Here is a 26,199-nt window from a genome sequence, read left to right as displayed (position 1 = left end):
AAAAAGAATTAAGGCTTCTTTTTTAAAACATCGTATTTACCTTGATCTTCAACTAAAAATATTTCAGGATCTTCTTTTGTCGAAAAGATTTGGGTCCCTTTTTCTAAATAATTGGAGGTCAAATGTTCTTTGGGCATGATTTCTTCTCCCACAAGTGTTTTCTTCACTTCTCCAACTTCCTCAAGAACCGTGTACTTCTCTTTCTCATCGTATCCGTACGAGTAATAAATCTCACCTTCTATATTCAATAATGCCTCATAAGAACCTTCTTCGGTCGTTTTCTCATTTGCATCCTGGGCCGACGATGAACATCCACTCGTTATCATCAATAATAAGAATAGATAGATAAAATAATGTTTCACTTTTACCCCTCCCTTTGTCTGTGGAGACGGGTTGAACTATGAAATAGTTACAAAAAAGGACACCCATACAGGAAAAGGTACTCTTTTAGATTCTACCGGCAAATGAAAAGTATTTTTTATATCCCTGTAGGTCTTCTAACATCCCATTCCCAAAACTTAGAGCCTTGAGCGATAATCAACTTTTCAAGCCAATCTTCGAATGTCATTCCAATGGATATATCGTCATCGAAATCATTTCCTGTTTCGTACCAGCTTAAATACCCGCCCTCTATATGCTGATCCGTAATGATAAGAAAAGAACCATCGTAGCCCATGGCTACTGGATACCAGTTTTCGGGGAAGTCATCAGCGTAATACGATCTATGTTCTAAAATTTGTTCTATCATGTAAAGTTCTATCCCATTATTTCCACCGTCTTTAGTGAAAAAGAGGCGTCCACCGTGATGCAGTCGTAAAAATTCTTCATAATCTTGCGGTAGCTTAAATGGAAAATGCTCGATTTCTTTTTTTGTGGCAGGGGCATTTAGCTTCACATATACTTTTTCCAAATATCCATTCTCCTGTTGGACCAACAGAGCTTCATCCTTGTCTAATCTTTTTTTCAAATTACTTATTGCTGAAGTTAATTTAGACATATACTCTTCTGCACCTCTCCGTGAGTATTTTGTATATAATATCAAGATTGTACCTGCAAAGTTATATTAATAATTTCAAAACTTGATGTTGGCAAATCAGCAAGATAATCAATGAAATTTAGGGGAAGTGAATGTAACTTAATTGCTAATAAGTTACATTCAAATTTATTTAACTAGAATCGGACCACTTGTGGTTTATACAGATGCAACTACTACACACCTTTTTTACTTCATCATCTCGTTATAAATGTAGAAGTGATAAAGCGCTGGAGTTAATAAAGCACCTGCAATACAAATGAGTGCAGCTATTTTGTTTATCTTTCTTAATCGATGCTCACCACTTTTCAAGTGCTCAAAAAAAGTGAAGGTAAAATAAATGCTGCCAATCAGTAATGTTATCGACAAAATTCCTAGCCAATTTCCTGTTCCAAACAAGCCTAAATTAGACATTCAATCATCCTCTTTTCCTTTATTAGATTTCTAAATCTAAGGAATACCATTTCTAGAAAACCTGCTTCTGAATGTAATTTAATTCACATTAAGTTACATTCAAACGTTTACTTTTCTACTTGTTCGTTAATATCGACACCAATAGTTTTTAATTGATCCACCAAGAACTCTCGCTTCACTTTTCCATGTTCTTGATTCTCAGTTGGATATTCTTTAGTTGAAAAAACAGGAGCATCAAATTTCAGCCAAATATCGCGATAAATAGTGTGTGTATCTTTGACTGCTAAAAAGTCTCCATTTTCTAGTTCAATGTCGTCGTCTACCCCAAATTGAAATCGACAACAACTGCATATGTCGAATGAGCCGTCCTTTAAGGTATTCAAATCAGCATATGCAGGTTCGTCCAACCCTTTGTAACCACATACTGGACAAATATACTTCATGCAGCAATAAGCCTCCTTACATTACTCATTAAAGATTTCATTTGCTCTGAATGTAACTTAACTGCACTTAAGTTACATTCGTTTTCGCTGAAATAGAGAACGCTTTTAACCTCATGGAGTTCTCTTATAATTTTTCGATAATGTTATTGGAGAACGCGGTGTACTGCCATTTTGTGTTTCATTCACAAAAAAGATATGGGAATTTACTTCTCCGTATTGGTCCGTATAAGGCATTTCTAACGATTCAAATAAAGCGATTTCTTCGTCTGCTATCTTCATGACAAATGTTTGATAATCTTCCAAATCCGATGCAGTAAAGTCCCTTGTCGCCTCTCCTTCTTTTAATGCTTCATCAATCATTTCTCTCAGCTTAAGTAAAGCGCTTGTATTGCCTACAATAAACGATTCATGGTGAGGCATGTGTTGTGCGTAGATATGCAGAAAGTTAGTAGAATTAAGAGTCAAGTTCTCATCTCCTCTTCGGTTATTTTTGCCTAATTCTGCGAAAAAATGATTCGACAGCTTCAAAAGCAGATCCACTTCCTCATTATTTGTTCCAGATCCTGGCCCATAAGCTTCGTGTGTCTTTTTTAGGTGTGTCGTTTCAGATTTGCTTTCTGGCTGCTGTGAGGACGATTCTGGCGCATTTAACTCTGGTTCTTTCGGTACTGGGGCAAGTAATTGCTTCTGCTGATCTTCCAACACATCAATTTTTCGCTGCATCTTCTCCAGCGCCTCCACAAACATCGTATCTCGCTCTTTTTGGCGCTCTTCTTGTTGCTGTAGCTGGATTTTCAGCTGTTTCACTTCATTTAGCGTAGCAGCTACTATGTCGTCGCTATCGTGCTCGCGTGGCGCTACAGAGATGTTCTTTTTTAACCCACTAGATGTCTCTATAACAGCTTCTTCTAATGATTTCTTACCGCCATGCACTCGCTATCGGTATAAAGACGGGCATTTTTATGGGTTCGTTTGAATTGAATGCCTTCCTGTTCAAGCAACGCCGAATACTTCCGTAACGTGGAGGGTGGGATATTTAATTTGGCACTTACTTAGCTAGGAGTCATCATCAAATCATCGCGACCTCTTTTTTAATACACCACTGGAACTTTTTTGATAGTAAGCAGATGACCTTCTGGCAAAAGTAGTTCATCCGATGACTTTATTTTATGTAAGAATACTTGTTTTTTCTCTAGGACTTTGAATGGCACCCTATTAGAATTGACTAATTTTGCAACTTGAAATGTACATTTTTTATGGTTTTCAGCTTTTTTATAAATATACTCCAGCAGAATTTCAGCTTCTTCTTTTACATTAATTCCATTCTCAATTTCAAGTTGAAGAGGAAAATCGAACCCTTTAATACGTTCATTAGATTCTTCGAAATACAATTCATATACTTTATAAACTTCTGGAACCAACTCGATATCAGAGGCAATATAATAAAAATAAGTCATAAATAAATCTCCTTTCAATGATTATAAATAGTAAAAGTGAGCTCTTTATAAGTTATTAAAACACGTATAACATATTAGATGTCAGATTATTGAATAGATATGGTTTTACATATCACAGTTTCGTATTTGTCTTATAATTTTTATGAATTACAAATTATAAGAGCTATTAAGAAAAGAAAGAAGATGCTGAACCAATGGCCTCTTCTTTCTCTCTTCAAATTCCCGACAGATAATAGGACATCTTTTAAGTAGTCAATCATTTATAAGAAAATAAGATTACGATTCATTTACTTAACAGTCCTATATTTTATTATAACGTTCAAAAACGAGTTTTAAGGCGGATGTAAGCGACGCTGGCCTAATACCTAATAATTCCACCATTTCATCGAAAGACTTCCCCTGAACCTTATACAAGTCGTAAATATAGGCAATCCGAACCTCTTCCGTCTTGAATGGTTTCGGTAGCAGCAAAGTTAGGCCAGAATAAATATCCTTCATGTTGTTCCGCACATAATCCGGTCCATACTTCTTTTCCGATGAGATCAGGTAATCATGCTCCCGAAAAACCGCACGCTCCATTGCCTGCACAATTACCGCTACTTCTATCGGGTCCTCAAAAACCAACTGCCAAAACACATCTTGAGACGTTACAAAGTTCATTTCCACCCGGTCCCCCAGATCACGGAAGTGCCTGCTCCGTAACCGCTCAATCTCCCGCATACGGAATCCTGCCATCGCAAACAGAAAATAAAGCTTGGCATTCAACATCAAAGTCGGATGCTGCAGTACCTTTTTCTTTTCATGCACAAATTCAGCATAATCAAGCTGCGCCACAGGTTTCTCTATCACCAGTTGGTATTCAAATTTAGGCATGAAATCAACTGGCACCTTCCCCACCTTCCACAAGTAATGAAAATACTGACGGATATGGGACAGTTTCCTTTTGACAGTACCTGGCTTTAACCCTTTCGCCTTCTCCTGATCCAAAAATGCTCGGACATCCGCAGGTTTGATTTCATACGGCTCCAGCTGCTTCTCGTTTCGCAAGTTCACAAAACGAACAAATGACTTCAGCAGTTCCAATTCCGTCACCAGCGTACCAGGAGAAATCCCTTCTTTTAATCGATACTCCTCATAGCCATACAGCATCCTCATTCCCCTGCCCTTCTTAACATTTAGTTTAACAGGTCAACAGAAAATCCCCAAAATCAATTTCTTAAACTACAAAAGAAGCTGTAAGTAGAATACGGATCTCCAAACAGAACACGTATACAGATATGTATTGGCAGATTGGACAATTAAGAAGAATTGAATTTTTTTCCAGTTAAAGGGCGGTTTTCAGGGAAGCGGGTCAGCAAAGCCAATTGGTTTTCTAGCTCCCACAAGGCGCTTGCGTTCTCACGTGAGCCGTTCATTAACGAGATTGCTTCATAGTACAGAGCACGATGCTGCTGGTTGAATTCAAGGGCACACTGAAGAAGCACCGCCACAGAGGTCAACCCGGTCTGCGCGCCGCGCCCTTTTCCGATTCGTTTAATGAGAATTTTTTTGGATTTCCGGATGACTTCGTTGAATGTGCTACGTGGAATGCCCACGGCTTCACATAATGCGCTTTGGGTGGTCCATTTGATTGGCTGAACCGTACTGGTCTCCGATTGGATATAGGCAAGCAGATCCTCTTCCCACTCATCGTAGTGGCTGCGGACGCGATCCTTCCGTTCCTTCTTGAATTTGTACCAGCCTCCGAGGTGATTCGTGACCGGAATATCCTTTCCTGGCAACCAGGCTTCTAATAGCTCCTGAATATAAATCTGACTTGCACCTTTGAAACGGCCCTTATAGGCGCTCTTGACGATTTTCTGAACCTCACTGTGTCGCACAGGCGCTTCGAGAGAGGAATTGTATTCGTCTAGCAGATCCAGCGTCTCCCCCTGTCCTTTTCCGGCGCTGTAACAAGTCAAGGCGAGCGTGTACATCAAGTTGTCCCGGCCAATCTGTCCGTCTCTTCCTTTTACGTGACGTGTAGCTAATAATTCCCGGAACCACTCGGCATGTGTCGGATCAAGCCCCTCCCCTTTCGATTCCACGACGAATAATCCACGGTTTTGGTCATCGTCCTGCCGTTTCGACCACGAAATCAGGTTGTGCAGGGAAAAGACCATCTTTTCGGAGAACCAGCGGATGTTGTCTTCTGAAGGCATGCGGAAAAAGCCAAAGTCGTTGCAGGAGAGATCCACTCCTTGCAAAACCTTGGCCAAGCTGCGCCGGATGTTCTCCGAAATGCGTTTCGCGACTTTCAAACCGCGGTAGTCGTTCTGGTTGCTGATGAACAGCGGCGTTTCCAGCACGAAATAGACCTGAAACCCTTTCGGCGTCTCCAGGACCATCGTTGGAATTCCCACGCTGTAATCGAGCGCAGCGGTCAGAATTTCCGTATACGGCTGTTTCTTCGTGTCGATGTCGACGACGAACGTATTGATTTGCTGCAGGTTCTTTTCGGTGTGTCCCTTGAGATGCCGCTTTTCTTTATCGACGTACCCTAAGTAATTGTGTACATTGGGGGTCCAATGAGAAAGTTCAACAGAATCCTCCAAGAGAGTCTCTTTCGACGTAATCACGTACCCTTTGACACCACCAGGTGACGATAGATCTTCCTTGGAACGCGTAACGCCAATCGCACCTTTTTTATGTTTCTTTGTTTGTTTCTGATCTTCGATTAAGTGAGGAAGAGGGGCAGATGAGTTTTTTTTCTTGTAACTATGGATTCCTTCATGGAGAAGTATTTCAAAAACATTAGTCATCATTAACACAAAGCAGCCCCCTTCCCTATCCAATAATAACTCTACAGATTTCCTTCTACTTCATAACCTAAAGCAATGAATAGAGTCTGTAAATAGCGTTATATCAGGGTTTCCAAGGGCACAAAAGTAGATATTTCCACTTTTCTACTTTTGTTAGAATAAAATTCTTTTTCGCATAAGTAGATATTTCTACTTTTCTACTTATGTTATATACGAGAGCATTCTAGCATAAGTAGATATTTCCACTTTTCTACTTTAGTGAGAATATATCATTATTATTGCATAAGTAGATATTTCTACTTTTCTACTTGTGTTAGAATATTTTTCATTCTCACAAAAGTAGATATTTCTACTTTTCTACCTACGTAATATTTAGTTTGAACTTCGCACAAGTAGATATTTCTACTTTTCTACTTATGTAGTTAGCGTGATAATTTACGAGCACTTTATATTGTCTACAAACATTGTCTCCTAAGGGTTTAAACTAAAATTTCTTCTAATTACTTTATAACAGAAGTAGATATTTCTACTTCTGTTATAAAGTAATTCATTTTAACGCAAGTAGATATTTCTACTTTTCTACTTATGTTAATAATAAATCTATTCTCACATAAGTAGATATTTCTACTTTTCTACTTATAGCTAATTAAGCTCAGTTTATAAATGAAGTAGATATTTCCACTTTTCTACCTATGTTAGAACTATCTCTATTCTCACAAAAGTAGATATTTCTACTTATCTACTTACGTTAATAACAAGTTCATTCTCACATAAGTAGATATTTCTACTTTTCTACTTATGGTTAGATCTTTCATCAAATATTACAGTTGTATTACATTTAACTTTATATTCTCACGAACTTCCACTTGTGTTATTATCAGATATATACAGAAGTAGAAGTTTGTTAGGTAGAAGTTTGTTTAGAAGATAAGAATTAGGAGGAATAGCGATGGTAGCCAAAACAATAGTTGTAGGTAATTTTAAAGGCGGAGTAGGAAAAACCAAAGTCTCGGTAATGACGAGCTGGGAGTATGCAAAAGTACATAATAAAAAGGTATTGCTTGTTGATATGGACCCCCAGGGAAATGCGAGTACCTTGATTGCTCGATCAGCAGGAATTGAAGAGATTAATCAAACTATATTTGATGGCTTCAAGAATGGTAATCTCCGAGATGTGGTTGTCAAAGTTACAGAAAATCTCGATTTGATTCCTGCAGCTGTTTCTTTCAAAAACTTTTCAAAATTTTTATATCAAAACTATCAAAATGATTTAGATCAAATTACTTTATTAAAAACACTACTAGAACCATTAAAAGCAGATTATGACTATATTTTCATTGATGTACCACCGACTATCAGTGATTACTCTGACAATGCCATGATGGCTTCTGATTATGTCCTTATTATATTGCAAGCCCAAGAACTATCTTTGGAAGGTGCCGAAACTTATGTATCGTATCTGCAATTTATGGCAGACGAATATGAAGCAGATATACAAGTTCTTGGTGTATTGCCAGTTCTTCTTAGAGCAGGTGGCCGAGTTGATCAAAGTACAGTTGAACGTGCCACTGAACTTTTCGGAGAGGATAATGTCTTCAAAAATGTTATAAAGCATTTAGAACGCTTAAAGGCTTGGGATGTAACCGGAATTAAAAACGAGGATCATCATGATCGTAAAGCACATCAAACCTTTTTAGATGTAGTGGATGAAATCGAGGAAAAACTTGCAAGATTTGAGGAGGAAAATACCCATGTCTGAAAACTCAAAGAAAGGACCTTTAATTAAGAAAAAAACAAAAACTAATACTCTTGAGAGACCAAAACCTGTAGTAATAAGTAGCCAAAACGATTTTAAGTTTAATAATGAGCAATCAAATCCACTACAACTTACAAGTAATGAGCCTATCAATAAAGAAAAGGCTGTCTCAATTCCTCCAGTAGAGAAAAAAACTGCAATTCCAGTTTCTGAACTAAAGACAAAACCTGCTCGCAAAACTAAGTCGGTAGTGGGTAAAAATAATAATGTCAAATCTATTAAAGTTCCTCATGATCTTCATACTCAAATTGGAGTCCTTGGAAAATTCATGGACGAAAATAAAACCTATGCTATCATTTCAGAACTTGTAGAATATTACACAAAAAATGAATTGACTGACAGACAACAAAAGCAATTTGAGTATATGACAGAATTCTTTAATGAAAATGAAGAATAATCATATTGAGTTCTTATTATTCTTTCATTAAAAACCACCCACCTAACACAAGTAGATATTTCTACTTGTGTTAGGTGGATATTTCTACTTTTGCGAGGTAGATATTTCTACCTTTGTTAGGTAGATAATTAAACAGATTTTATTTTAGAAGATTTAGTCAGATGTATGCTTGCATACGTGTATACGCATATGCAAGCATGCCAGTATCTGATAACAATTAAAAATGCTGAGGGTTTCATGTTTTACAAAAGAAAATATAGAATGATTGTAAATCATATCTGATTGGCTGCTAGTTTCATATAGAAGTGATAGAGGATAAATATTGCAAATGATTTGAGCTCCGTGTGTAAAATTTTGTGCCAGTCAATGAGGAATGAAGAACCATTAAATAAAACTATTATTGAAGTGCTAAAATGAAAAAGAAAATCAACTATTTAATTGTACTTTTAACGACCATCTTTATGTTAGGCTGGACCGAATCAGAAAAAATCCGCAAGAGATTGTTACCCTTGAAACAGATGTTCAAGAAGGAACCTAGCTGAAACAAATAAAAGGAGGGAAAAGAAGAAATGACCCCTGCGGTGTTAATGAACCAGTAGTAGAGAACACACCTACACAAGCCAGTAATGAATAGTTCGAAGGATACGAACTTATTGAAATGGATAGTGGTGATTTGTCTAGATATCGTGAACTCAACACTATCGTTGTAAGTGTACCGGACTCAACAGTTGATAAGTTTTTATAAAAGAAGGAGGGAATAGCGATGGAAATTGCGAGAGTAAAAGAGAAGTTCATGAATGCGGATATTAAATTGAAGGGGCTTTTTTTTCTGGGGATCATCTTATTTGTAGCAACACTTCCCAAAGGCTTATTTTTACCGTTGGGCGTGTTGGTAGTTTTGGCCATGTTTTCTGAAAGCCTTTGGAGCGGACTGGTTTACATCTTTAAAACAATCCTTCGGTTCGCTATCGGGATTGCTACGCTGCTCCTTGCATTTTACCTAATCATGCTGATCGTAACGTATTTCTTTACTTGATAGCTTCTTAATCCTCGAACATTTTGTGATCGAAAAATTCGGACAGCGTCATGCCGAATCCATGAGCAATATTCTTAATCGTGTTGATCCGCGGATACTTGGATCTGCCAGACATTATTTCGGCCATGGTGGATTGTTTGACGCCCGAGCGTCTGATCAACTCGTTTGCAGTCCATCCTCTTTCCTTCAATAGCTGCTGAATTCGAGTAGTCACTGCCTCATCAATTTGCATACAATACCTCTTTTCATTTACATTCTGGTTTATGCCATGTACCGCTTGTACTCACCAGATCATTTATAAATCTTTAATACAAGATATTTTACCTCAAACTATAATCCCTAACAATGGCAATAGATTTCCTACAAAATTCAGATAAAATCAAAATGATACATAAGTCATCGTGTCGGGTGTGTATATGCCCACGTTTCGTGTTCCTTTATCCCGAACTGCAAAAACCCTCCTACAATACCCACCTATATTCGACACCATTCGACTTAAAAACTAAAAACGCCGCTCTTACAAAAAACCCTAGAAATAGGGCTTTATCGGCCTAAAGTATCGGTATACTGTTTTATTTATCGGTATACCGTTGTAATATTATCGGTATACTGATACACTCAAATCACTAAATTGTTCTGTTTTTAGAACCGATGATGGGAGGGGATTTACATTGCCTGTATGGTTTGGCGATTGGATCAAGGAACAACGAATGGCGCTTAACATTTCTCAGTCTGAGTTATCCGACAGGACCGGCAAACAGATTCCGCAAAGCACAATCAGTATGTGGGAGCAACGAAAAAACGGAAACCCGACCGCTCAGAATGTGAGATTGCTGGTCGAGTCACTGGGGATTTCCATGAATAACTTCCCATGGGAACACATCTTATTTAAAGACAAGTACACGGAAGCGAGGTGCAATCAGATGGCAGAGCGGTTTTATCTATACGACTTGGCGTCGGCGTCCAGCTTGAAAACATTTGAGGGCAAGGTCTACGAATTGAAAGGGGCTGTTGGCGTGGAGAAAGAGTCTGGTGAAGTTCGGCACATCACGGATCTTTACTATCGAACGCGCTCGGTGATTTCGAACAAACGGCTGTTGGCCAAACGGAAGAATGCGCACGACGAATTGTTGAAAGTGAGTGGCATAAAAAAAGTAAAATGAGCCATCAGTAGCATGCCCTTAAGAACAGTAAGCAACAAAAAGGACAACTTCATAGTGCGTGTCTGTCGCGGATGGCAACCTGCGGTATAGATATACGTCGAGATGGTTTGGCCAGAGTCTCCTAAAACTGGCTGTTGTCCCGTTGCCAGATTGTAGTTCTGGGTAAGCTAAAAACCCTGTACGTTGCAGCTATACGCTGCATAGAGTTAGCGAATGAACCTGCTATAAATTCGCCTCTCCTTACTGTTCTTAATGGTGTGCTACTACCAACCAAAAACGAAAGGCGGTTTTAGGAATGGCAGCAACAAAGGAACAAAAGGAACTGAAGGCGAATGCAGAGGATCTCTTGGCCTATAATGGCAAAGATTACGATGACTGGTTAGAGGAAAAACACCGGGAAGTGGTTTCCGAAAACATCCCGTTGTTGATGAACCTCTTGAAGAAAGAGCGGAAAGCCGCTGGTACCGGAACAGCTTCACAGAATTCCTAGAAAAAAGGAGGGTTTTAAATGGATGGATTAACGAACACGGCTCTCGCTTTATTAGAATGGGCACAAGGTTTGGGCTTAATCGCCGCAGCGCTTGCTTTCTTAGTTGGAGGATACTTCCTGATGCTGGGCGGAGATCGTGGACGTCCGAAAGCGATTGGCTTTTTCATTGGAGCGGCAGTTGGCCTGATTGTTGTAATGGGCGCCTACGGAATTGCAGAAGGCATCGACAGCAATATCAAATTTTGATAGCTATACCAGAAGAAGCCGCTCCGGAATGAGCGGCTTCTTTCTATATAACCGGCGAAAGGAGAATTATTATATGTTGAAGATATTATTCGTGGGCGCTCCTGCTGACAGCATCCCGAACCATGAGAAGCTCGAGTTTAGCCAAGCGGTGGCACTCACGCACGAACTGGAGCTGACGTACCGCAATGAACAACGGGAAGCAGCTGCGGAGTTCTTTGTGATCGGCAAAGACGGCCTGGATCTCTATAAAGGCGTGTTCACGTTCGGCTCCTATGATTACCCGAACCTGTATCACCAGATCAAAGACCGGGCCACAAAAATCCGCGTCGAGAAAGAAAAGCAGGAAGATAAGCTCTTTTTATTGGATCAGATCGAAAAACAAACACCGGAAGAATTCAAGAAAGAGGAAACGATTGACCGGACACTCGTCAATGTCGATAAAGACCGCATCTCCCGTTTGAAGAAGTGGCAGCGGGTTACGGTATACTCCTTAGCCGGCGTCTTAGGCGCGGGGCTATTGTTCTTGGGGGCTTTGTTCTTCCTGCAGAAAGTGCAGTATGAGCAAGCTTTGGAGGAAGGACGAAGCATTGTTGACCAGCAGGAACAAACGATTGAAACCTATGAATACGGCTTATTGGGAGAAGAGGAAGAGTTCTTGGAATCCCTAGAAGCCCAGGACACGTTGAGCGAAAGCCAAAAACGGATACTAGCCGCCCTTTATCTCGAAAAAAGTGAATTTGAGAAGGCTGTAGAGATCATGGAGGATACCGTGTATGTGGAAACGCTCATCATGAAGAATCCGCAATTGGACAAGGAGGAGAAAATCAAGCAAATCAGTGAGTTCAATCAGCTGTATCCGACAAACGAAGCCCGATTCGATTTGGCTTACTTTGAAGGAGACTACGAATTGATGATGAATCTCCCTTCCATCAACATGACGGTCGAACGTTCAGAAATGAAAACGTATGGCCTGCTGAAGCTCGGAAAGCTTGAAGAAGCCAAAGCAGAGCTGAACAACAACAACAGCGATAAATTGGAGCAGAAAATTGATTTGCACGAAGTCCTGACAGCCGAAATCAAAACACTTGAGGACAAGTTAGCGGATGCCAAAAAAGCCAAGAAAAAGGATGACAAGGCCATTAAAGGCATCACGGATGAATTGAAGAAGAAACAAAACGAATTGGCGACGCTGTAAAGGAGGTAGAGATGGATGTTCAATGAAAATCTTATTTATTACCTGAAGAAGATTGGGATTCCATTGCTGCTACTGGCGATGTCATTCTCGATCTTTTTTCTTACACTGAATGCCTTGTTGAATGCAATCGTTGAAGTATTCCAGAAGACATTCAATACCGGAAGCCTACTTGAACCGGAGCCGGTTAATCTGACAACGGAAATGGTTTATACTTTCCCCTTCTTAGAAACAGCAAGCCTTGTCTATGCTGTGCTGTTCTTGCTCGCGTTTGTGCCGGCTGTTGTACTTACATTCAAATACATCACCAACTTCGGCCAAATCAAGAAAGAGCAGAAAGGCAGTGCCCGCTTCACCACGTTCAAGGAAATCCAGCAACAGTACCGAGATGTCCCCGAAAAAGGGGAGAAGTTCAAAGGCAGCGGCGGGGTGCCGGTAGCCCGGCATAAGAAGCGGATCTTCATCGACGACAGTCCCGTGAATAACATGGTCATCGGTACCACACGAAGCGGGAAGGGGGAAACATTCGTCTTCTCGGCCATCGACATCTACAGCCGTGCTGAGAAGCAAGCCAGCATGATTCTGAACGATCCAAAAGGCGAACTGTACGCAGCTTCCAAAGATACGCTCGAAGGGCTGGGGTATCACGTCGAAGTCCTGAATCTGATGAATCCCATCCAGAGCATGTCCTACAATCTGCTGCAGCTCACCATCGATGCGTTCATGGAAGGCAACTATTCCTTATCACAGCAATACGCCCGCTCTGTGGCCTTCATGCTTTACCACGATCCGAAAGCAAAGGATCCCTTCTGGGCGAACTCAGCAACGGATTTATGTACCGCGCTTATCTTAGCTTTATGCGAACAATGCAAACTGGAGCGGGAGAAAATCAACATGTACAACGTCGCGTTGATGCTCTCGGATTTAGGGACGCGCACGGTGATGAATGAAGATGAGGAGGAAGTCAGCGCCCTGGACGATTTCTTTTCCAAGTTCCCGGAGAATCATCCGGCCAAGATGCAGTATGCCACAATCAACTTCTCCAGCGGTCAAACGCGAGCCAGTATCTTAGCCAACGCCAATGCCAAACTCGGTGTCTTCACGCTGGACGGAACGGCAAAGCTGACATCTCGGAATTCATTCGATATGTCGAAAATCGGCTTTTCCCGCTGGATCAAAGGGAAGACCACTCCAGATACACGCATTCATGTCACTTTTTCTAATAATGAAACAGCCACGATCCGGACGGACGCAGACGGCATGTTCACGCTATTCCACAAGCATCCGCTGCAGGTTGGCGATTCCTTCACTGTAAAGGTCGGCAAAGAGGAAACCGTGTTGAATGTCATCGGATTGATTGAACGGGAACGGAAAGATGGCGTGATGATTCACGAAGGACTTCTGGAATACGAAGTAGTGAGTGGTAACGTGGAAATACAAGCCATCATGGAATTCGACAAGCCGACAGCGGTCTTCATGATCGTTCCGGACTATGACGCCACACTGAATGTCATCGGGTCCTTGTACGTCAAGCAAGTCTATACGAACTTAGCCCGCATCGCCTCGAATTCGGAAGGCGGCAAGTGTCATCGTGAAGTCATCTTTATCCTGGATGAATTCGGGAACATGCCGGCGATTGAAGGAATGGCCAACATCGTCACAGTTTGCCTGGGCCGGAACATCCGCTTCAACTTGGTCATCCAGGCGTATGCCCAATTGGAGAACCTGTATGGCGACGACTGGAAGACCATTGACGGCAACTGCGGGAACACGCTCTATCTATTGACCGCAGACGAATCGACAGCGGAATTGATTTCCAAGAAACTGGGCGATGAAACGATCCTTACGAAGTCCCGCTCCGGCCAGACGCTGTCCATGAGCAAGTCGAAGACAGAGAGTGTGGATTCGAGGAGACTGATGACGGCCACCGAAGTCATGGGGCTGAAAGAAGGGGAGATGATTGTGATCCGCATCATCAAACGCCAAGACAAGGACCGGAAGCGCATCAAGTCGTATCCGATTTTCTTGACCGGCAAAACCGCGCTCAAATATCGCTGGGAGTACCTGTCGGCGTATTACAATACCGATAATTCCATTAACGACATCGACATCCCATGCGAGCATTCCATGACGGACTTGAACCAGCTTCGGGCTTCCTTTACTACGAATAACTTTGCGGATAACTTAAGCAAACAGTTGCTAGAAAAGGAGGGTGCTGAAAAATCGGCAGCCGTCGCTTCGGTCAAACAGAAGAAAGCCGCTGCACGGCACGAGAAACGAAGAGCGGAGATGCAGAAAGAAATCGACTTCAATCAGTTCGTGAATGATCACTACAAAGTTCAGCAGCTCTTCAACAGCACCTTCCTTAAAAATGTGGATGCTGAAAACCCAGAGAAATACATGGAGATGGGCATCGTCGACTTCCGGGAATTCATCTTGGCCAACGATCACCAAATCGAAGACAAGTTCTGCTCCGTCATCTTAACGAAGATAAACGGCACATTGACGAAAATTAAAGAAGAAGAGGAGCGTGTAACTGGATGAACGAGAAGATAGAGCAGCTGGACCGCTATTTGCTGTCGCGCAAAGACCGGCTCGAGGCCGGAGAAGTCTTGACCGTCAAACTAACGGATGGCATGTTGACGGTGTACAAAGAAGAAAATCCCGAAGGCGGAAAGAAAGTTGTCACGTTGATTGAACAGTTTGATGACCAATTGAATCTAGCGGTACACGATTTACTAGCAAAACACCCGACTAAAGGAGGTCACCTAAAATGAATTACGCAGTTTCGTTTCTCTACCAGAGCGATGAATTCGAAATATCGATCGGCACCAACCATGTCTTTGAAGCAGAGAATAGGGAAGAGGCGATGAAGAAGGCCGCATCCCTGCAGCAACTATCGGATTATTTCTCACCCTATTACGCCAAAGCGAAAGAAGATATTGTATTTGATGTGATGGAAAACAATTATTTTGACCAGGTATTTGTATTCGAGTACACCTTTTACGATGAAACCAAAGGGGATTATCTAACCGTGGATATAGGTGATGGAAAGGTCCTATCCCCTGTAATGAACCCAGCTTGTTATGTTAAGTTAGACAGAAGTGCATTTCTTCAATGCTTCAAAGAACATTATCCAGACAAAGAGGTAGTGACTTTCGGCTCCTTGAGTTACGGAGTAGAGGAAACCAGCGCGAAACTAAGGTAATGGTAATGAAGCATTGTCATAACTAATAATTAGGAGTGATTTTATGAAAAGAACTGGTGTTTTACTAGCAGTTGTTCTAATGTTGGCTGGCTGCGGCGAAAAGGAATACTTCAAACAGATTTACCTGGGGGACGTTAAAGAATACATGGAAGAAGATAAAGACGGATTTATTTTGATTGTGAATGAAAATAATCAGGACTTCCAGCAATACGTGAAGGGCGTAGCGGAAAACGAAGAAATTATAATTGATATGTATAATGTCTATGAATCAGAAGAGGGAGCGGAAGACAATCGCCCCGCATTACCGTATGATGACTTCTCCCGTTTCAATGAACTCTTCTATGTTGAAGACAATAAAGTGAAGGGGAATCTTGATGTGGGCGGCTACGAGGACATGAAGTTGACGGAAGAGGTCGAACACTTCGTGGAACTTTATAAATGATTTCCGGTTGACCAATGAGGGGTGAAGTTACATGAAAGACACGGAAATTGTAGAAAAGATTGAGGAATTTAGCGAGTTTTTAAGCATCGGCACCCCAATCAGCGACATGGTGCGTTGGTTGGGATGGGTGTTTATCAAAGGGCTTGCCTTTATAGTAGATGGACTCGAAAGCGTGACAGACGATGTGTTGCTCGTCAAACAATTCTTTCAGAATCCAGAAATTGCGGCGTTCGTTGACACGATACGCCCTTTTTTGTACATTCTTTTAGCGTTCAGCCTGCTTTACGCCGGTTATATGCTGATATTCCAGAAGAAGTTCGACCGAGAAGGCATGGCCATGAACTTGTTTATCGCCCTGATCATTGTGGTCGCCCTGTCTCAAGGAATGGGCAAAGCCAATGAATTTACCGATGAGGCCATCAACGCCATCAATACGACCGAGCTGTACGATGAAGGGGAAGGTTCTTTATCTGACAATATTATTTCCAGGCAGCTCACGGATTTATTGGAGTTCGATAAGAATGGTTGGGAAACAACTGAACTAAATCCGCCAAACACTCTGCCGCTCTCTATGATTGGGCATCTGTCGGTTACAGAAAAGCTGGATGAAGAGCGTAACGAATTGGACATAACACGAGAAAGCAAAGATATTCTTTCACATAAATTAACATGGTCCGTCAGTGAAAAAGAATTGCTGGAATTGGAAGACAGTAAATTGATGCCTTGGACGAATGAATCTTATTACCGCTACGACGTGAATTGGCTGACGGTGCTGACGACATTGGCTGTCATGGCGTTCACGCTTTTCTCAATTGCATACAAACTGGCCAGGCTGTCTTTTGAATTAACGTTCAACTACATCCTGGCCTTACTTGTGGCACCGGCCGATATCCACGATGGCCAAAAGACCAAAAAAATCATGCAATCGATTCTGAATACATTTCTCGTCATCATCCTAATCTTCCTCTCCATGAAGATTTACATGATTGGGACCGCTTATGTGGCTGCTGAACTGGATGGTTTGGCGTATTTGATTGCGTTAATTGCGTTCTCGGTTGCCGTAATCGATGGACCGAACATCGTGGAACGGTTATTCGGCATTGATGCCGGCCTGAAAAACGGCTGGGGCGTCTTAGCAGGCGCGTATGCCGGCGGTAAACTGATTTCGGGTGCCGGAGGCGCTGTCATGAATACCATGAGTCGTGCCAAGGGTTCCGGTGATTCAGAAGAAGACGATGAAGAGGGCAAGAGCGGAACGGCAACTGGCGGACGTACCAAGAATGGTTCCGCTACCGAAAGTGCCGCATCACCGAATGCCAGTGAAGATGCAGGTGGGGCACACGGTGCTCGGGGTACAGCCGCTGGAGTTGCTGTTGGCGGAATGGCCGGCAACAAAGGTACCAATGCGGGATTGGCTGAAAAAAATGAGGACGTTAAAAACGAACAGGCGCCATCGCCGAATGACGGCATTGAACTTTCGAAAGGCAAAACAGAAACAAATGGAACATCCGGAAACGGTAATAACTCTCCAGGAAACGTCAATTCAGCTAAAGGAAATCTACCTAGTGACGAAAAAGGCCCTCAGGAGCCCTCGCAAGGCACGGGAGCATCCGGAGGACATAAACCTTCGCCAAACGATTTAGAACGCGTCGATTCTAGTATTTCTGGAGGCAATGCAAGACAAGTCGGATCAAGTGGTTCTGCACCATCACCAAACGATGCAGATCGCTCGAATGGCGGGTCATCAGCGGCATCAACTGCCGGCAGTGTCCAAAATGAACGCATGGAGCAACGGACAACGGGCCGGACGGATTACGAGGTCGAAAGCATCAATGAACAGGCAGACGGCCATGCGACGGTTCGTGATAACTCGGCCGGAAGTTCCGGTTCGGGTCTAAGTGCTGCAGCCAGCCCGAATACAAGCAACTCTGCTCCTTCTTCAACAACTGGACAAAGTCGCACAGAAAACAGCAGCGGCTCTTCTGGACGGCAACAAACGACCACCAATATCAATCGCTCCGGCGGTGATCAAACAATTGATGAAAACGTTGTGGTGACTGAATCACAAAGCAATATCGCGCAGGGTTCCCGAAACGTGACCGAGAATACGAGTCGTGGTTCGGGTGCAGGCGGCTTTAATTCTGAAGCACCAGCTGCTTCGGGAGGTTCATCGCCATCGAGGAGCGGAAGCAGCCGGACAATCAACCAAGACAGTTCCTCCCGCGAGAACATCGTGAATGAAACGACAGTCAATCGGAATCAACTGCAAGATACGCAACAGACCGATAGAACGCGTGTAAATGAGAGCCGCCGACCGCGCATGCATAACTTGAATCAACAAGAGTCGAACACACTGGACCGCATCAAGAATTACAGAAGAAATAGATAACCGATGAGGACGGCGCAAAACTGCGCTGTCCTTTTTTATAAAGGAGCTGGCAACGATGAGGATCTACCAAATCCCGAATGAAATTACAACGGAGCTGAAAATCAACAAAGCGCTATACCTGTTCGACCTTTTTCTAATAATCGGGTTGATCTTGCTGCGGATGATTGTCTTGCCTTTTGTCCATTCATCGCTGGTCTGGCCGTTTACAGGCTTCATTGTGCTGTTCGGATTGTTCTTAATCATCCGCCCTGCCACAAACCCGCAGAAACGAATGAATCAAGCCATCCTGTATGCAATGGTGAGGAAGAAAGATACGTATAGCGCGATTGATTATGAGGAGGGGGAATAAAGATGGCTATATTTGAAGAACCTAAGAAACGAACCAAATCTAAAAGCCGAACCGCCTTGCTGGATGAGCGGGACATTGCGGCAGAGCGGAAAACGCACAGCACGAAAAAGAAAGTCCTGTCCTCGTTCGCGGACATTGCGCCCATCGTGGACATCACCGATTCCGAATTCTTTGAAATGCGGGACGGTGAATTCATGGAAATCCTACAAATTACCAGCAAGGACATCTATTCATTGAATGAGACGGACAAAGACAACGATATCTATTCACTGGCCCACTTTTTCCAAGCGTACCTGCCCTCGGTTAAAGTGGTCCCGCTCAATACCCCCGTCAATCTAGAGATTCCGAAACGGCATGTCCTGCGCGACATTCGGCGGAATCAGAATCCCTATTACCTGCCGCACTTGGAAAAGAAATTGAAAGACCTGGAGTTTCTAGAAAACAACCGCACAGACCGCGAATTCTTCCTGTTCCTCTACAGCAATGATGAGAAAGCCATGCTGGAGAACAAGGTTCATGCCCGAAAGTTAATGGCACGCAGCAACCCGCTCGTTGAACTAGCGCTCGATAAGAAGCTGAGCATCCTGTATCAGCTGGCGAATTTAAACTCGAAACCACTATCCGAAGTATAGGAGGACACAACATGCTGAATTTCTTAAGCACTTTGATCAAGCCTCGAAATGACGAAGAAGTAAAGGCGGAAAGGGGCTTCAATCCTTACCTGCTGTCGAAGATTCAACCACAGGGCGGCATCAAATTCGAAAGCGGCTACGTGAAGACAGGGGACGGCTACATCTCCTGCATTCATGTCTATAAGTACCAATCCTTGGTCAGCGACTTCTGGCTGGAGGAACTGATGCGGATTGAACACGCGGTCGTCACACTGGACGTGGCCACAGCCGACAAGAAAGAAATCATCGAGTCCATCAACAAATCCATGGCGGAACAGAATACCCGCTACCAAACAGCGAAAGACAACGTCGACCGCATCGATGCCAGAGCCAGTTACGAAGAGCTCGATGGCGTCTACAAGCAGATCACCAAAGGTGAAATCATGAAACGCATCCACCTCCGGGCTTATGTGAAATCCAAGACCTTCGAGGAGCTGGAACAGCGCGTTCGTCAGGTATTGGATGAACTGGAAAGCCTGAATTTTAGAGGTTCGGTTTTATTGAATGAGCAGGATTATTTGTGGTCCGGCATCTTCGCCAGCTACGACAACCAGCTGCAGTTCATCAACAAACGGAAAGGCAAGGAGATCCAAGCCTTGTCTGTTGCCGGCGGCTATCCGTTCCATTACACCAGCCTGACGGACGAGCACGGCACCTATTACGGCACCACCGAGACCAACGGCAGCGTCGTCTTCGACCTGTTCCATAAAGACAAAAACCGCAAGTCCTATAACGCGTTGATGGTCGGGAAGATGGGCTCCGGTAAATCCACGCTGCTAAAGAAGACGGTGATGGATCAAGCCAGCAAAGGCAACAAAGTCCGCATCCTGGACGTGACCGGCGAATTCAGAAGCCTGGTCGAAGAGATGGGCGGCAAAGAGATTGCGCTGGATGGCTCGCGCGGGATCATCAACCCGCTCCAGGTATTCAAGACGGTGACGCATGAGGAAGACGGCTCCACCAACGAAACGCAATCCTTTACGCAGCACCTATCCAAAATGAGTGTCTTCTACAACTTCATCAATCCGCAGGCCAATGCGACCGAAAGTACGGAGTTTGAAATTCTGCTTCGCAAGCTCTATGTCGAACGGAAGTTGTGGTCAAGAGATCCGGATGAAATCATCCCGATTACTAAATTCCAAGCGAGTGAATACCCGACGTTCTCGGACCTCCTTTCTCTGGTAAGAGCGGAACTGTACCACGACTTTGAGCAGCAAATCCGCCATGAGAACTTAGCCCAGGAGCGAGAGTTGCGGCTGTCGAATATCGAACTGTCCCTGACGAACTTGGTCGACAACTACGGCAGCATCTTCGACGGTACGTCTTCCATTGAGAGTTTTGATGAGGAAGGCATCGTGTCGTTTCCACTCCGGAATTTGACCAACTTGAAATCGGAAATCTATCAGGCGCAGATTTTCAGCATCCTGAACATGTTGTGGGACAGCATGATTTCCGAAGGGGCGCCGCAGTTCAATGCCTACAACAAAGGAAAGCTCGCCTTTGAAGACGCATCGAAGTTCCTGGTCCTGATCGATGAAGGGCATCACCTCATCAACACGCGGGAAGTTTCCCAGCCGGCGGTGCTGTATTTGAACAAGTTCATGCGGGAAGCGCGGAAGTATTTCGGCGGGCTGTTCTTCGCCTCGCACCTCATTTCCGATTTTGTGCCGGATGGTTCCAATAACGAGTATGCGGAAAATGTCAAAGCCCTATTCGATTTGACGCAATACAAATTCATTGGTCAGCAAGACGCCCAATCCTTATCGGCCATCCAGAATGTATTCACAGGGCAGCTGACCGATTCGGAGACACGCGTCATTCCACATCTCGAAACCGGAAAGGTCGTGCTCTCGATTTCCGGAGACAAGAACATTGTCTTCTCTGTCGATGTATCGAAACGGGAGCTGGCGATGTTCGGTGGAGGTGCGTAAAATGCCGCAGCCCCGTTCAAAGGCGCAACTGGCCAAGACCGCGCTGAAATTAGCGCTGTTGAAATACAATCCCATTGGCCTGCAGGCCAAAGTGATCATCGCCGGTTCCGCTTTGGCCATCGTGATTGTCTTGATTTTCACAGCAGGGATCTTCTCGATGTTCTCCAGTCCGGATGATGGGTCTTCGGGAGACGGCATGGGCACAGGTCCGGCGTCCGTTTCGCCGGAGGTTGCGCAATACCGGGATGCCATTTCAAGCGAGCTGGCCAAGTACGGGATGGAAGGGCAGACCGAGTTATTGTTGGCTCTGATGATGCAGGAATCCGGCGGGAAAGGGAATGATCCCATGCAGGCCAGCGAATCGAAATGCGGTTCAATCGGCTGCATCACGAATCCGGATGAAAGCATTGCTTACGGCGTGAAGCACTTCGTTTCCGTCTTTGAAAGCGCCAAGAAGGATATCAAGCTGACGCTGCAAAGCTACAACTTCGGGAGTGGCTTCATCGACTATGTATTGAAGAATGGAGGTTCCTATACAAAGGAACTGGCCATTTCCTTCTCGCAATTGCAGTATCAGAAATTGGCGCACACCGGCCTCTATACATGCAGCCGCCCGGAAGCGATTCAGCACAGTGCGTGTTACGGGGATATCGGGTATGTGGAAGCCGTACTGAAGTATTTGCCGTCTGCCAGTACCGGGAACTCGGCAATGATTGCGGGAGACTTAGCCGCCCCTGTCAGCAATGAAATGCGCGTCACTTCGAACTATGGCTGGAGGAACATTGGAGCGGGTCCGGAACACCATGACGGCATTGACTTAGGCTGCAGCGAGGCTGATTCCATCCATTCGGTAAAAGATGGCACCATCGTTTATGCCAGCACGTATGGCGGTTATGGGAATGTCGTCACCATTCAACATGCGCCCAATTCATTCACCACCTATGCCCATTTAAGCCGCATCAGTGTCCAGGTAAACCAAAAGGTAGAGGGTGGCAATCAAGTCGGGATGTGTGGCAATACAGGACGTTCTTTCGGTTCACATTTACACTTTGAAATCAAAACCCAGATGTGGGGCGGCTATATGGATCCCGCTCCTTTCTTATTTAAGGAGGCATAACGTATGAAATTTACATCGAATTCATGGCCCATTCTCATCTGTTTTATTCTAATAATCTCACTGGTGTTTAATGTTTACAGCATCATTTCAAAGGACTCCGCAGACAACGGAGCCCTTAATCAAGAAAAGGAAACGGAGCAGCAATACGAAAGTGAGTTAGTAGAAAAAGAGGAGGCAATTGCATCGCTTCAGGAAGAATTAGAGGCGAAAAAAGGCACCGCTCCAGTCGAGGCTGAAGAGGCAGAACAAGCAGCTTCAGAGGATGGAGCGGAACCGGATGAAATCATCAACACGGCTCAGCGCTTTATTGAATACGCCTTTGAAAGTGATCCCGAGTCGTATGCCACCCGAAAGAAATTGGCGCTTAATTACATGACGGAGAGCCTGTATGAAACGTTATACCCTGCTGACGGAATGGATCAAGAGCAGCAGAAAATAGCGATTGAAATAAACGAAGTGAATGTTTTCGCCGATGGCCAGAATGAAAACGAAGCCATTGTGCATTACACCTACAGCGAAGAAATCCGTTCTTCCGGCTACGAAGAGGACAAGGAAATGTATGCAAAATTATCGTTCACAGTAGAAGGGAATCTCTTGAAAGTGGCGGAAATCAAACCGTTGGAAAATGAATACGGAGGGATCTAGATGGCGAAAAAGAAAAAGAAAAATTTAAAACTCAACATGTCGACGCTGTATATCACACTGGCCTTTCTGTTCATTCTCGGCTTCGGGTTTTTCGGAACTTCGAAGCTGTTCATGGCCGAAGACATTCCGCTCAATCAAACCGAATTGAACGCCGAATTTGATTTGAAGGCGAACGGAAATTTCACGATTAAGGATTGGGTATACGATCCGGAACAGAACATGATGGAGGTCACACTGGTCACCAATGGCATCGAAGACTACATGACGAAGCTGGATTTCACGGCAGTCAGTCGGGAGCGATTAGCTGCCGAACTGCCGACGGAAATTGTTTATGACGAAAGCGGCATCTACATCATCCACATTCAAAACGTTCCGAAAGATTTCAACCAGATGGCCCTCCGGTTCAACAAAGGCGAAAAGAGTTACGATGATTTGTTCGTTGAAGATGAAGCGGAGGAAGAACAAAACAAAGTCATTTCCACCATCTACACGGATCAACGAGTCGTCAATGAAGAGGCGATACCTGATCGGAACTTTACGGAATACGCACTGGAAATCACCGGCGAATTGATTGCAGAAGCAGAACAGAACATCAAAGAACTGGAAGACAAACGCGGCATGATGGACGACGTGATTGCCGAGATTCGGAAAGAAATCGAGCAGCTCCAAGTGGACCTTCTCTATCAAACAGTGGATGAACAAGTCGAAACAAACAACGATGTTTTCCAACTGGAGAAGAACATAGAAGACTACGAAAAAGAGAAAGCCACGATGGCCGATGACATCCAAAATATCCGCGCAAAGGTGGAGCGGCTGAAACAAAAACAATACGATTTGAACATTTGACAGTGATTTTTATGTGTCTCCACGTGGAGACAAACGGGTGTTTTACGTGCCTCCACGTGGAGGCATATCACCTATTTTCGTGATATCACCTCAAACCCAGGCTCCGCCTGGTCTAGCACTGAAAGTGATAGCAGATTTCCCTTATGCTCTTCTCTTCCCCCACCCAGTATTGGACTACTTCCGTATTCCAATATGAACTTAACGAAGGAGGTTTTGACATGGATCTTATTATTCGGGATGTTGATCCCCATGCCGTCAAAAAGATTGACGATTGGGCCAAGAAAAAGAAGGTGTCCCGTCAAGTTTACCTGAAGGAATTTATCGAAAAGGCGACGTTGTTGGAAATGATTTCGAACGCGGACGAGAGTTTCGAAAAGCAACTTCAAGTCAATACGTTGTTCATGGAGAAGACGGCTGACAGTCTCGATGAATTGGTCGGCGTCCTTCGGGAGTTGATGGCCGATGACGAATAGACCAGCTGTTGTCATCAAGTCGAAATTTATTGCCGGCAATGATGGCGGAACGTCATTTAATGAATACCTGAATTACATGGACCGTGCAGAAACGCATGACAACGTAAATGAATTTGAAAAGTACCAGGACTACATGAGCAACGAAGAGAAGTCCACCGGGCTCTTTACGTTCAGCAAGGACAGCTTGAATGATTCGGACAAGGTTTACTTCAAGGAAGAATTCAAAAAGGCGCAGGAAAGCGGCAGCATCTTATGGCAGGACGTCATCTCGTTCGATAACGACTGGCTGAAAAAAAGCGGCGTGTTGGAAGACAAGAACATCGACAACAAACAAATCCAAGACGCAACCCGTTCTGCAGTCCAGGACATGCTGAAGAAGGAGGGCATGATCGATTCGGCCATCTGGACCGGCGCCATCCATTACAACACGGATAACATTCACGTCCATGTCGCCATCGTGCAGACAAAAGATTTTAAGGAGCGCGGTAAACGGAAACAGGCTTCCATTGATTCCATGAAATCGAAAGTGGCCAACAAGATTACCGATCGCTCCAAGCACAACGAAAAACTCAACCTGTTCATCCGGGAGCGAGTCATTGCCTCCAAGCGGGACGATCCACTCAACAGTCTGAAGAACCAGGTCATGAACCGCGACTTGGTCCGGCAATTCAAGAAGATCCACAAGCAGCTGCCGGAAGACAAACGGTTGTGGCGCTACAACATAAACGCCATCCAAACAGTCCGGCCGGAGATAGACAAGCTCACCACGCTCTACATCGAAAAGAACTTCAAAGAAGAATTCAAAGACTTCCACAAGCAGCTGGAGAAGGAAGTGGAGATTCATAAACGGATGTATGGCAACTCGGCCCATTCAGAGCGTTACCGCGAAACGAAGATGACGGATTTGTATACGCGCATGGGCAACACCATCCTCAAAGAAGTGAGCGAATACAACGGAAAACAAAAAGAGTTTTCCAGAAAAAACGGCAAAAAGCCGAGCAGGTTTATTGTCCAGCGTGATCTCAACAAGGCGGTCTATCTGGTCAATCGTTATGCCAAAGATGAGTTGGAAACAAGCAAAAACCAAAAGGCTTACGAAGAACTGCAGCAGGAGCAGGAATACGAAAGATGATTGTCTGCACTGAAAAATAGAAAGAAGGTGGAAGTATGGTAGCGCCCTACACACACAATAAAAAACAATTCCGCTATCGGATTGATACAGAATCCGATCAATACCTGAAAGATTACGCAGCCGCCCAAAACTTGCCACTGGAAAGTGCTTCACTGGCATTGGAGCTGATTATTAAGGAACACAAACAACTCACTTCTGAAAAAGCGAATATGCATTTAATGTCGCAAGCCATTTCGCATAACGTAACGAACTCTGTTCAAGAAATGATTGAAGCGGGCGTTGCAAAAGAAGTAAACAAGATTCGTTTAGGCACCAACAACACCGACCGCAACACACAGAAACTCATTGAACTGGTCCAGGGACTTCTGCAGCTCCAGAACATCGACCACATCATGACGACGGACATGAACGCGCCTCCGTTCTTGAAGCAGGTCGATGAGTTGATTGAGTCGCGGATCACTGAACAGAAACAGCGGAAAGACAATCAATAGAAAAGGGAGTGGATGAC

General features: G+C 43.9%; 30 protein-coding genes. 21 read left to right on the top strand and 9 right to left on the bottom strand.

What is annotated here, in order from left to right; all coding sequences use genetic code 11:
- Window positions 1-8: 8 nt before the first annotated feature.
- From H9630_RS09890 to H9630_RS09855, 8 genes are all read right to left on the bottom strand, one after another.
- Window positions 9-362, bottom strand: a complete 354-nt coding sequence (locus H9630_RS09890) for a hypothetical protein (protein ID WP_191715326.1) — start codon at window positions 360-362, stop codon at window positions 9-11.
- Between the two features lie 116 nt (window positions 363-478).
- Window positions 479-997, bottom strand: coding sequence for an SMI1/KNR4 family protein (locus tag H9630_RS09885; protein WP_191715325.1), 519 nt, complete (start codon window positions 995-997; stop codon window positions 479-481).
- Window positions 998-1,222: 225 nt separating this feature from the next.
- Complete coding sequence (locus tag H9630_RS09880) at window positions 1,223-1,447, bottom strand: hypothetical protein (protein WP_191715324.1); 225 nt, start codon at window positions 1,445-1,447, stop codon at window positions 1,223-1,225.
- 107 nt (window positions 1,448-1,554) lie between these two features.
- Window positions 1,555-1,890 carry a hypothetical protein gene (locus tag H9630_RS09875; RefSeq protein WP_191715323.1) on the bottom strand — a complete coding sequence of 112 codons (336 nt, stop codon included), beginning with the start codon at window positions 1,888-1,890 and terminating at the stop codon, window positions 1,555-1,557.
- 111 nt (window positions 1,891-2,001) lie between these two features.
- Window positions 2,002-2,823 carry a hypothetical protein gene (locus H9630_RS09870; protein ID WP_191715322.1) on the bottom strand — a complete coding sequence of 274 codons (822 nt, stop codon included), beginning with the start codon at window positions 2,821-2,823 and terminating at the stop codon, window positions 2,002-2,004.
- A 158-nt stretch (window positions 2,824-2,981) separates the two neighbouring features.
- On the bottom strand, window positions 2,982-3,347 hold the full coding sequence (locus tag H9630_RS09865; protein ID WP_191715321.1) for a hypothetical protein: 366 nt from the start codon (window positions 3,345-3,347) through the stop codon (window positions 2,982-2,984).
- 300 nt (window positions 3,348-3,647) lie between these two features.
- Window positions 3,648-4,502 (bottom strand): site-specific integrase, encoded by an 855-nt coding sequence (locus H9630_RS09860; protein ID WP_191715320.1) that lies wholly within the window; start codon window positions 4,500-4,502, stop codon window positions 3,648-3,650.
- A 143-nt stretch (window positions 4,503-4,645) separates the two neighbouring features.
- Entirely contained in the window at window positions 4,646-6,151 is a 1,506-nt protein-coding gene (locus H9630_RS09855) for a primase C-terminal domain-containing protein (protein ID WP_225218512.1), read from the bottom strand.
- 946 nt (window positions 6,152-7,097) lie between these two features.
- Between H9630_RS09855 and H9630_RS09850 the strand changes: the two genes are divergently transcribed.
- The 3 genes from H9630_RS09850 to H9630_RS09840 all read left to right on the top strand — a co-directional run bounded on the left by H9630_RS09850 (window position 7,098) and on the right by H9630_RS09840 (window position 9,397).
- A complete protein-coding gene (locus H9630_RS09850; protein ID WP_149456994.1) occupies window positions 7,098-7,907 on the top strand; it encodes a ParA family protein in 810 nt (269 codons plus the stop codon).
- On the top strand, window positions 7,900-8,361 hold the full coding sequence (locus tag H9630_RS09845) for a hypothetical protein (protein WP_191715318.1): 462 nt from the start codon (window positions 7,900-7,902) through the stop codon (window positions 8,359-8,361). Before H9630_RS09850 ends, H9630_RS09845 begins: the two co-directional genes overlap by 8 nt.
- 763 nt (window positions 8,362-9,124) lie before the next feature.
- Entirely contained in the window at window positions 9,125-9,397 is a 273-nt protein-coding gene (locus H9630_RS09840) for a hypothetical protein (protein WP_149456992.1), read from the top strand.
- Between the two features lie 7 nt (window positions 9,398-9,404).
- Here H9630_RS09840 and H9630_RS09835 read toward each other — a convergent pair whose 3' ends face one another.
- Window positions 9,405-9,629, bottom strand: a complete 225-nt coding sequence (locus H9630_RS09835) for a helix-turn-helix domain-containing protein (protein WP_149456991.1) — start codon at window positions 9,627-9,629, stop codon at window positions 9,405-9,407.
- A gap of 439 nt (window positions 9,630-10,068) precedes the next feature.
- Here H9630_RS09835 and H9630_RS09830 point away from each other — a divergent pair, with 439 nt between their 5' ends.
- The 18 genes from H9630_RS09830 (at window position 10,069) to H9630_RS09745 (ending at window position 26,182) form a co-directional block, all read left to right on the top strand.
- Window positions 10,069-10,560 (top strand): helix-turn-helix domain-containing protein, encoded by a 492-nt coding sequence (locus H9630_RS09830; RefSeq protein ID WP_149456990.1) that lies wholly within the window; start codon window positions 10,069-10,071, stop codon window positions 10,558-10,560.
- 295 nt (window positions 10,561-10,855) lie between these two features.
- Complete coding sequence (locus H9630_RS09825) at window positions 10,856-11,050, top strand: hypothetical protein (RefSeq protein ID WP_191715317.1); 195 nt, start codon at window positions 10,856-10,858, stop codon at window positions 11,048-11,050.
- Window positions 11,051-11,068: 18 nt separating this feature from the next.
- Window positions 11,069-11,296 (top strand): hypothetical protein, encoded by a 228-nt coding sequence (locus H9630_RS09820; protein WP_191715316.1) that lies wholly within the window; start codon window positions 11,069-11,071, stop codon window positions 11,294-11,296.
- 73 nt (window positions 11,297-11,369) lie between these two features.
- Complete coding sequence (locus H9630_RS09815) at window positions 11,370-12,491, top strand: hypothetical protein (protein WP_191715315.1); 1,122 nt, start codon at window positions 11,370-11,372, stop codon at window positions 12,489-12,491.
- 15 nt (window positions 12,492-12,506) lie between these two features.
- Window positions 12,507-15,032, top strand: a complete 2,526-nt coding sequence (locus H9630_RS09810) for a VirD4-like conjugal transfer protein, CD1115 family (RefSeq protein ID WP_191715314.1) — start codon at window positions 12,507-12,509, stop codon at window positions 15,030-15,032.
- The gene (locus H9630_RS09805; RefSeq protein WP_191715313.1) at window positions 15,029-15,265 is read left to right on the top strand and encodes a hypothetical protein; all 237 of its coding nucleotides are present in this window, start codon (window positions 15,029-15,031) and stop codon (window positions 15,263-15,265) included. The genes H9630_RS09810 and H9630_RS09805 overlap by 4 nt, the downstream gene beginning before the upstream one ends.
- A complete protein-coding gene (locus H9630_RS09800; RefSeq protein WP_191715312.1) occupies window positions 15,262-15,696 on the top strand; it encodes a hypothetical protein in 435 nt (144 codons plus the stop codon). The genes H9630_RS09805 and H9630_RS09800 overlap by 4 nt, the downstream gene beginning before the upstream one ends.
- Before the next feature lie 43 nt (window positions 15,697-15,739).
- The gene (locus H9630_RS09795; RefSeq protein ID WP_191715311.1) at window positions 15,740-16,138 is read left to right on the top strand and encodes a hypothetical protein; all 399 of its coding nucleotides are present in this window, start codon (window positions 15,740-15,742) and stop codon (window positions 16,136-16,138) included.
- A gap of 31 nt (window positions 16,139-16,169) precedes the next feature.
- Window positions 16,170-18,527: a pLS20_p028 family conjugation system transmembrane protein gene (locus H9630_RS09790; RefSeq protein WP_191715310.1), complete on the top strand. Its 2,358-nt coding sequence runs from the start codon at window positions 16,170-16,172 to the stop codon at window positions 18,525-18,527.
- Window positions 18,528-18,582: 55 nt separating this feature from the next.
- Window positions 18,583-18,876: a DUF5592 family protein gene (locus H9630_RS09785; RefSeq protein ID WP_149456981.1), complete on the top strand. Its 294-nt coding sequence runs from the start codon at window positions 18,583-18,585 to the stop codon at window positions 18,874-18,876.
- Between the two features lie 2 nt (window positions 18,877-18,878).
- The gene (locus tag H9630_RS09780; RefSeq protein ID WP_191715309.1) at window positions 18,879-19,508 is read left to right on the top strand and encodes a hypothetical protein; all 630 of its coding nucleotides are present in this window, start codon (window positions 18,879-18,881) and stop codon (window positions 19,506-19,508) included.
- Window positions 19,509-19,519: 11 nt separating this feature from the next.
- Entirely contained in the window at window positions 19,520-21,478 is a 1,959-nt protein-coding gene (locus H9630_RS09775) for a VirB4 family type IV secretion system protein (protein ID WP_191715308.1), read from the top strand.
- Between the two features lies 1 nt (window position 21,479).
- Complete coding sequence (locus H9630_RS09770; protein ID WP_225218479.1) at window positions 21,480-22,595, top strand: lysozyme family protein; 1,116 nt, start codon at window positions 21,480-21,482, stop codon at window positions 22,593-22,595.
- A gap of 3 nt (window positions 22,596-22,598) precedes the next feature.
- Complete coding sequence (locus H9630_RS09765; protein WP_191715307.1) at window positions 22,599-23,240, top strand: hypothetical protein; 642 nt, start codon at window positions 22,599-22,601, stop codon at window positions 23,238-23,240.
- Window positions 23,241-24,086, top strand: a complete 846-nt coding sequence (locus tag H9630_RS09760; protein ID WP_191715306.1) for a hypothetical protein — start codon at window positions 23,241-23,243, stop codon at window positions 24,084-24,086.
- Between the two features lie 218 nt (window positions 24,087-24,304).
- Complete coding sequence (locus H9630_RS09755) at window positions 24,305-24,559, top strand: hypothetical protein (protein ID WP_191715305.1); 255 nt, start codon at window positions 24,305-24,307, stop codon at window positions 24,557-24,559.
- Window positions 24,549-25,691: a MobP2 family relaxase gene (mobP2, locus tag H9630_RS09750; RefSeq protein WP_191715304.1), complete on the top strand. Its 1,143-nt coding sequence runs from the start codon at window positions 24,549-24,551 to the stop codon at window positions 25,689-25,691. The genes H9630_RS09755 and mobP2 overlap by 11 nt, the downstream gene beginning before the upstream one ends.
- A 35-nt stretch (window positions 25,692-25,726) precedes the next feature.
- Window positions 25,727-26,182, top strand: coding sequence for a hypothetical protein (locus H9630_RS09745; RefSeq protein ID WP_191715303.1), 456 nt, complete (start codon window positions 25,727-25,729; stop codon window positions 26,180-26,182).
- The last annotated feature ends 17 nt before the right edge of the window (window positions 26,183-26,199 follow it).

The organism is Planococcus wigleyi (assembly GCF_014836985.1).
In the GTDB taxonomy this organism is placed as follows: Bacteria; Bacillota; Bacilli; order Bacillales_A; family Planococcaceae; genus Planococcus; species Planococcus notacanthi.
The sequence above is the reverse complement of the archived record's forward strand: the minus strand, read 5'-3'. Positions and strand labels throughout refer to the sequence as shown.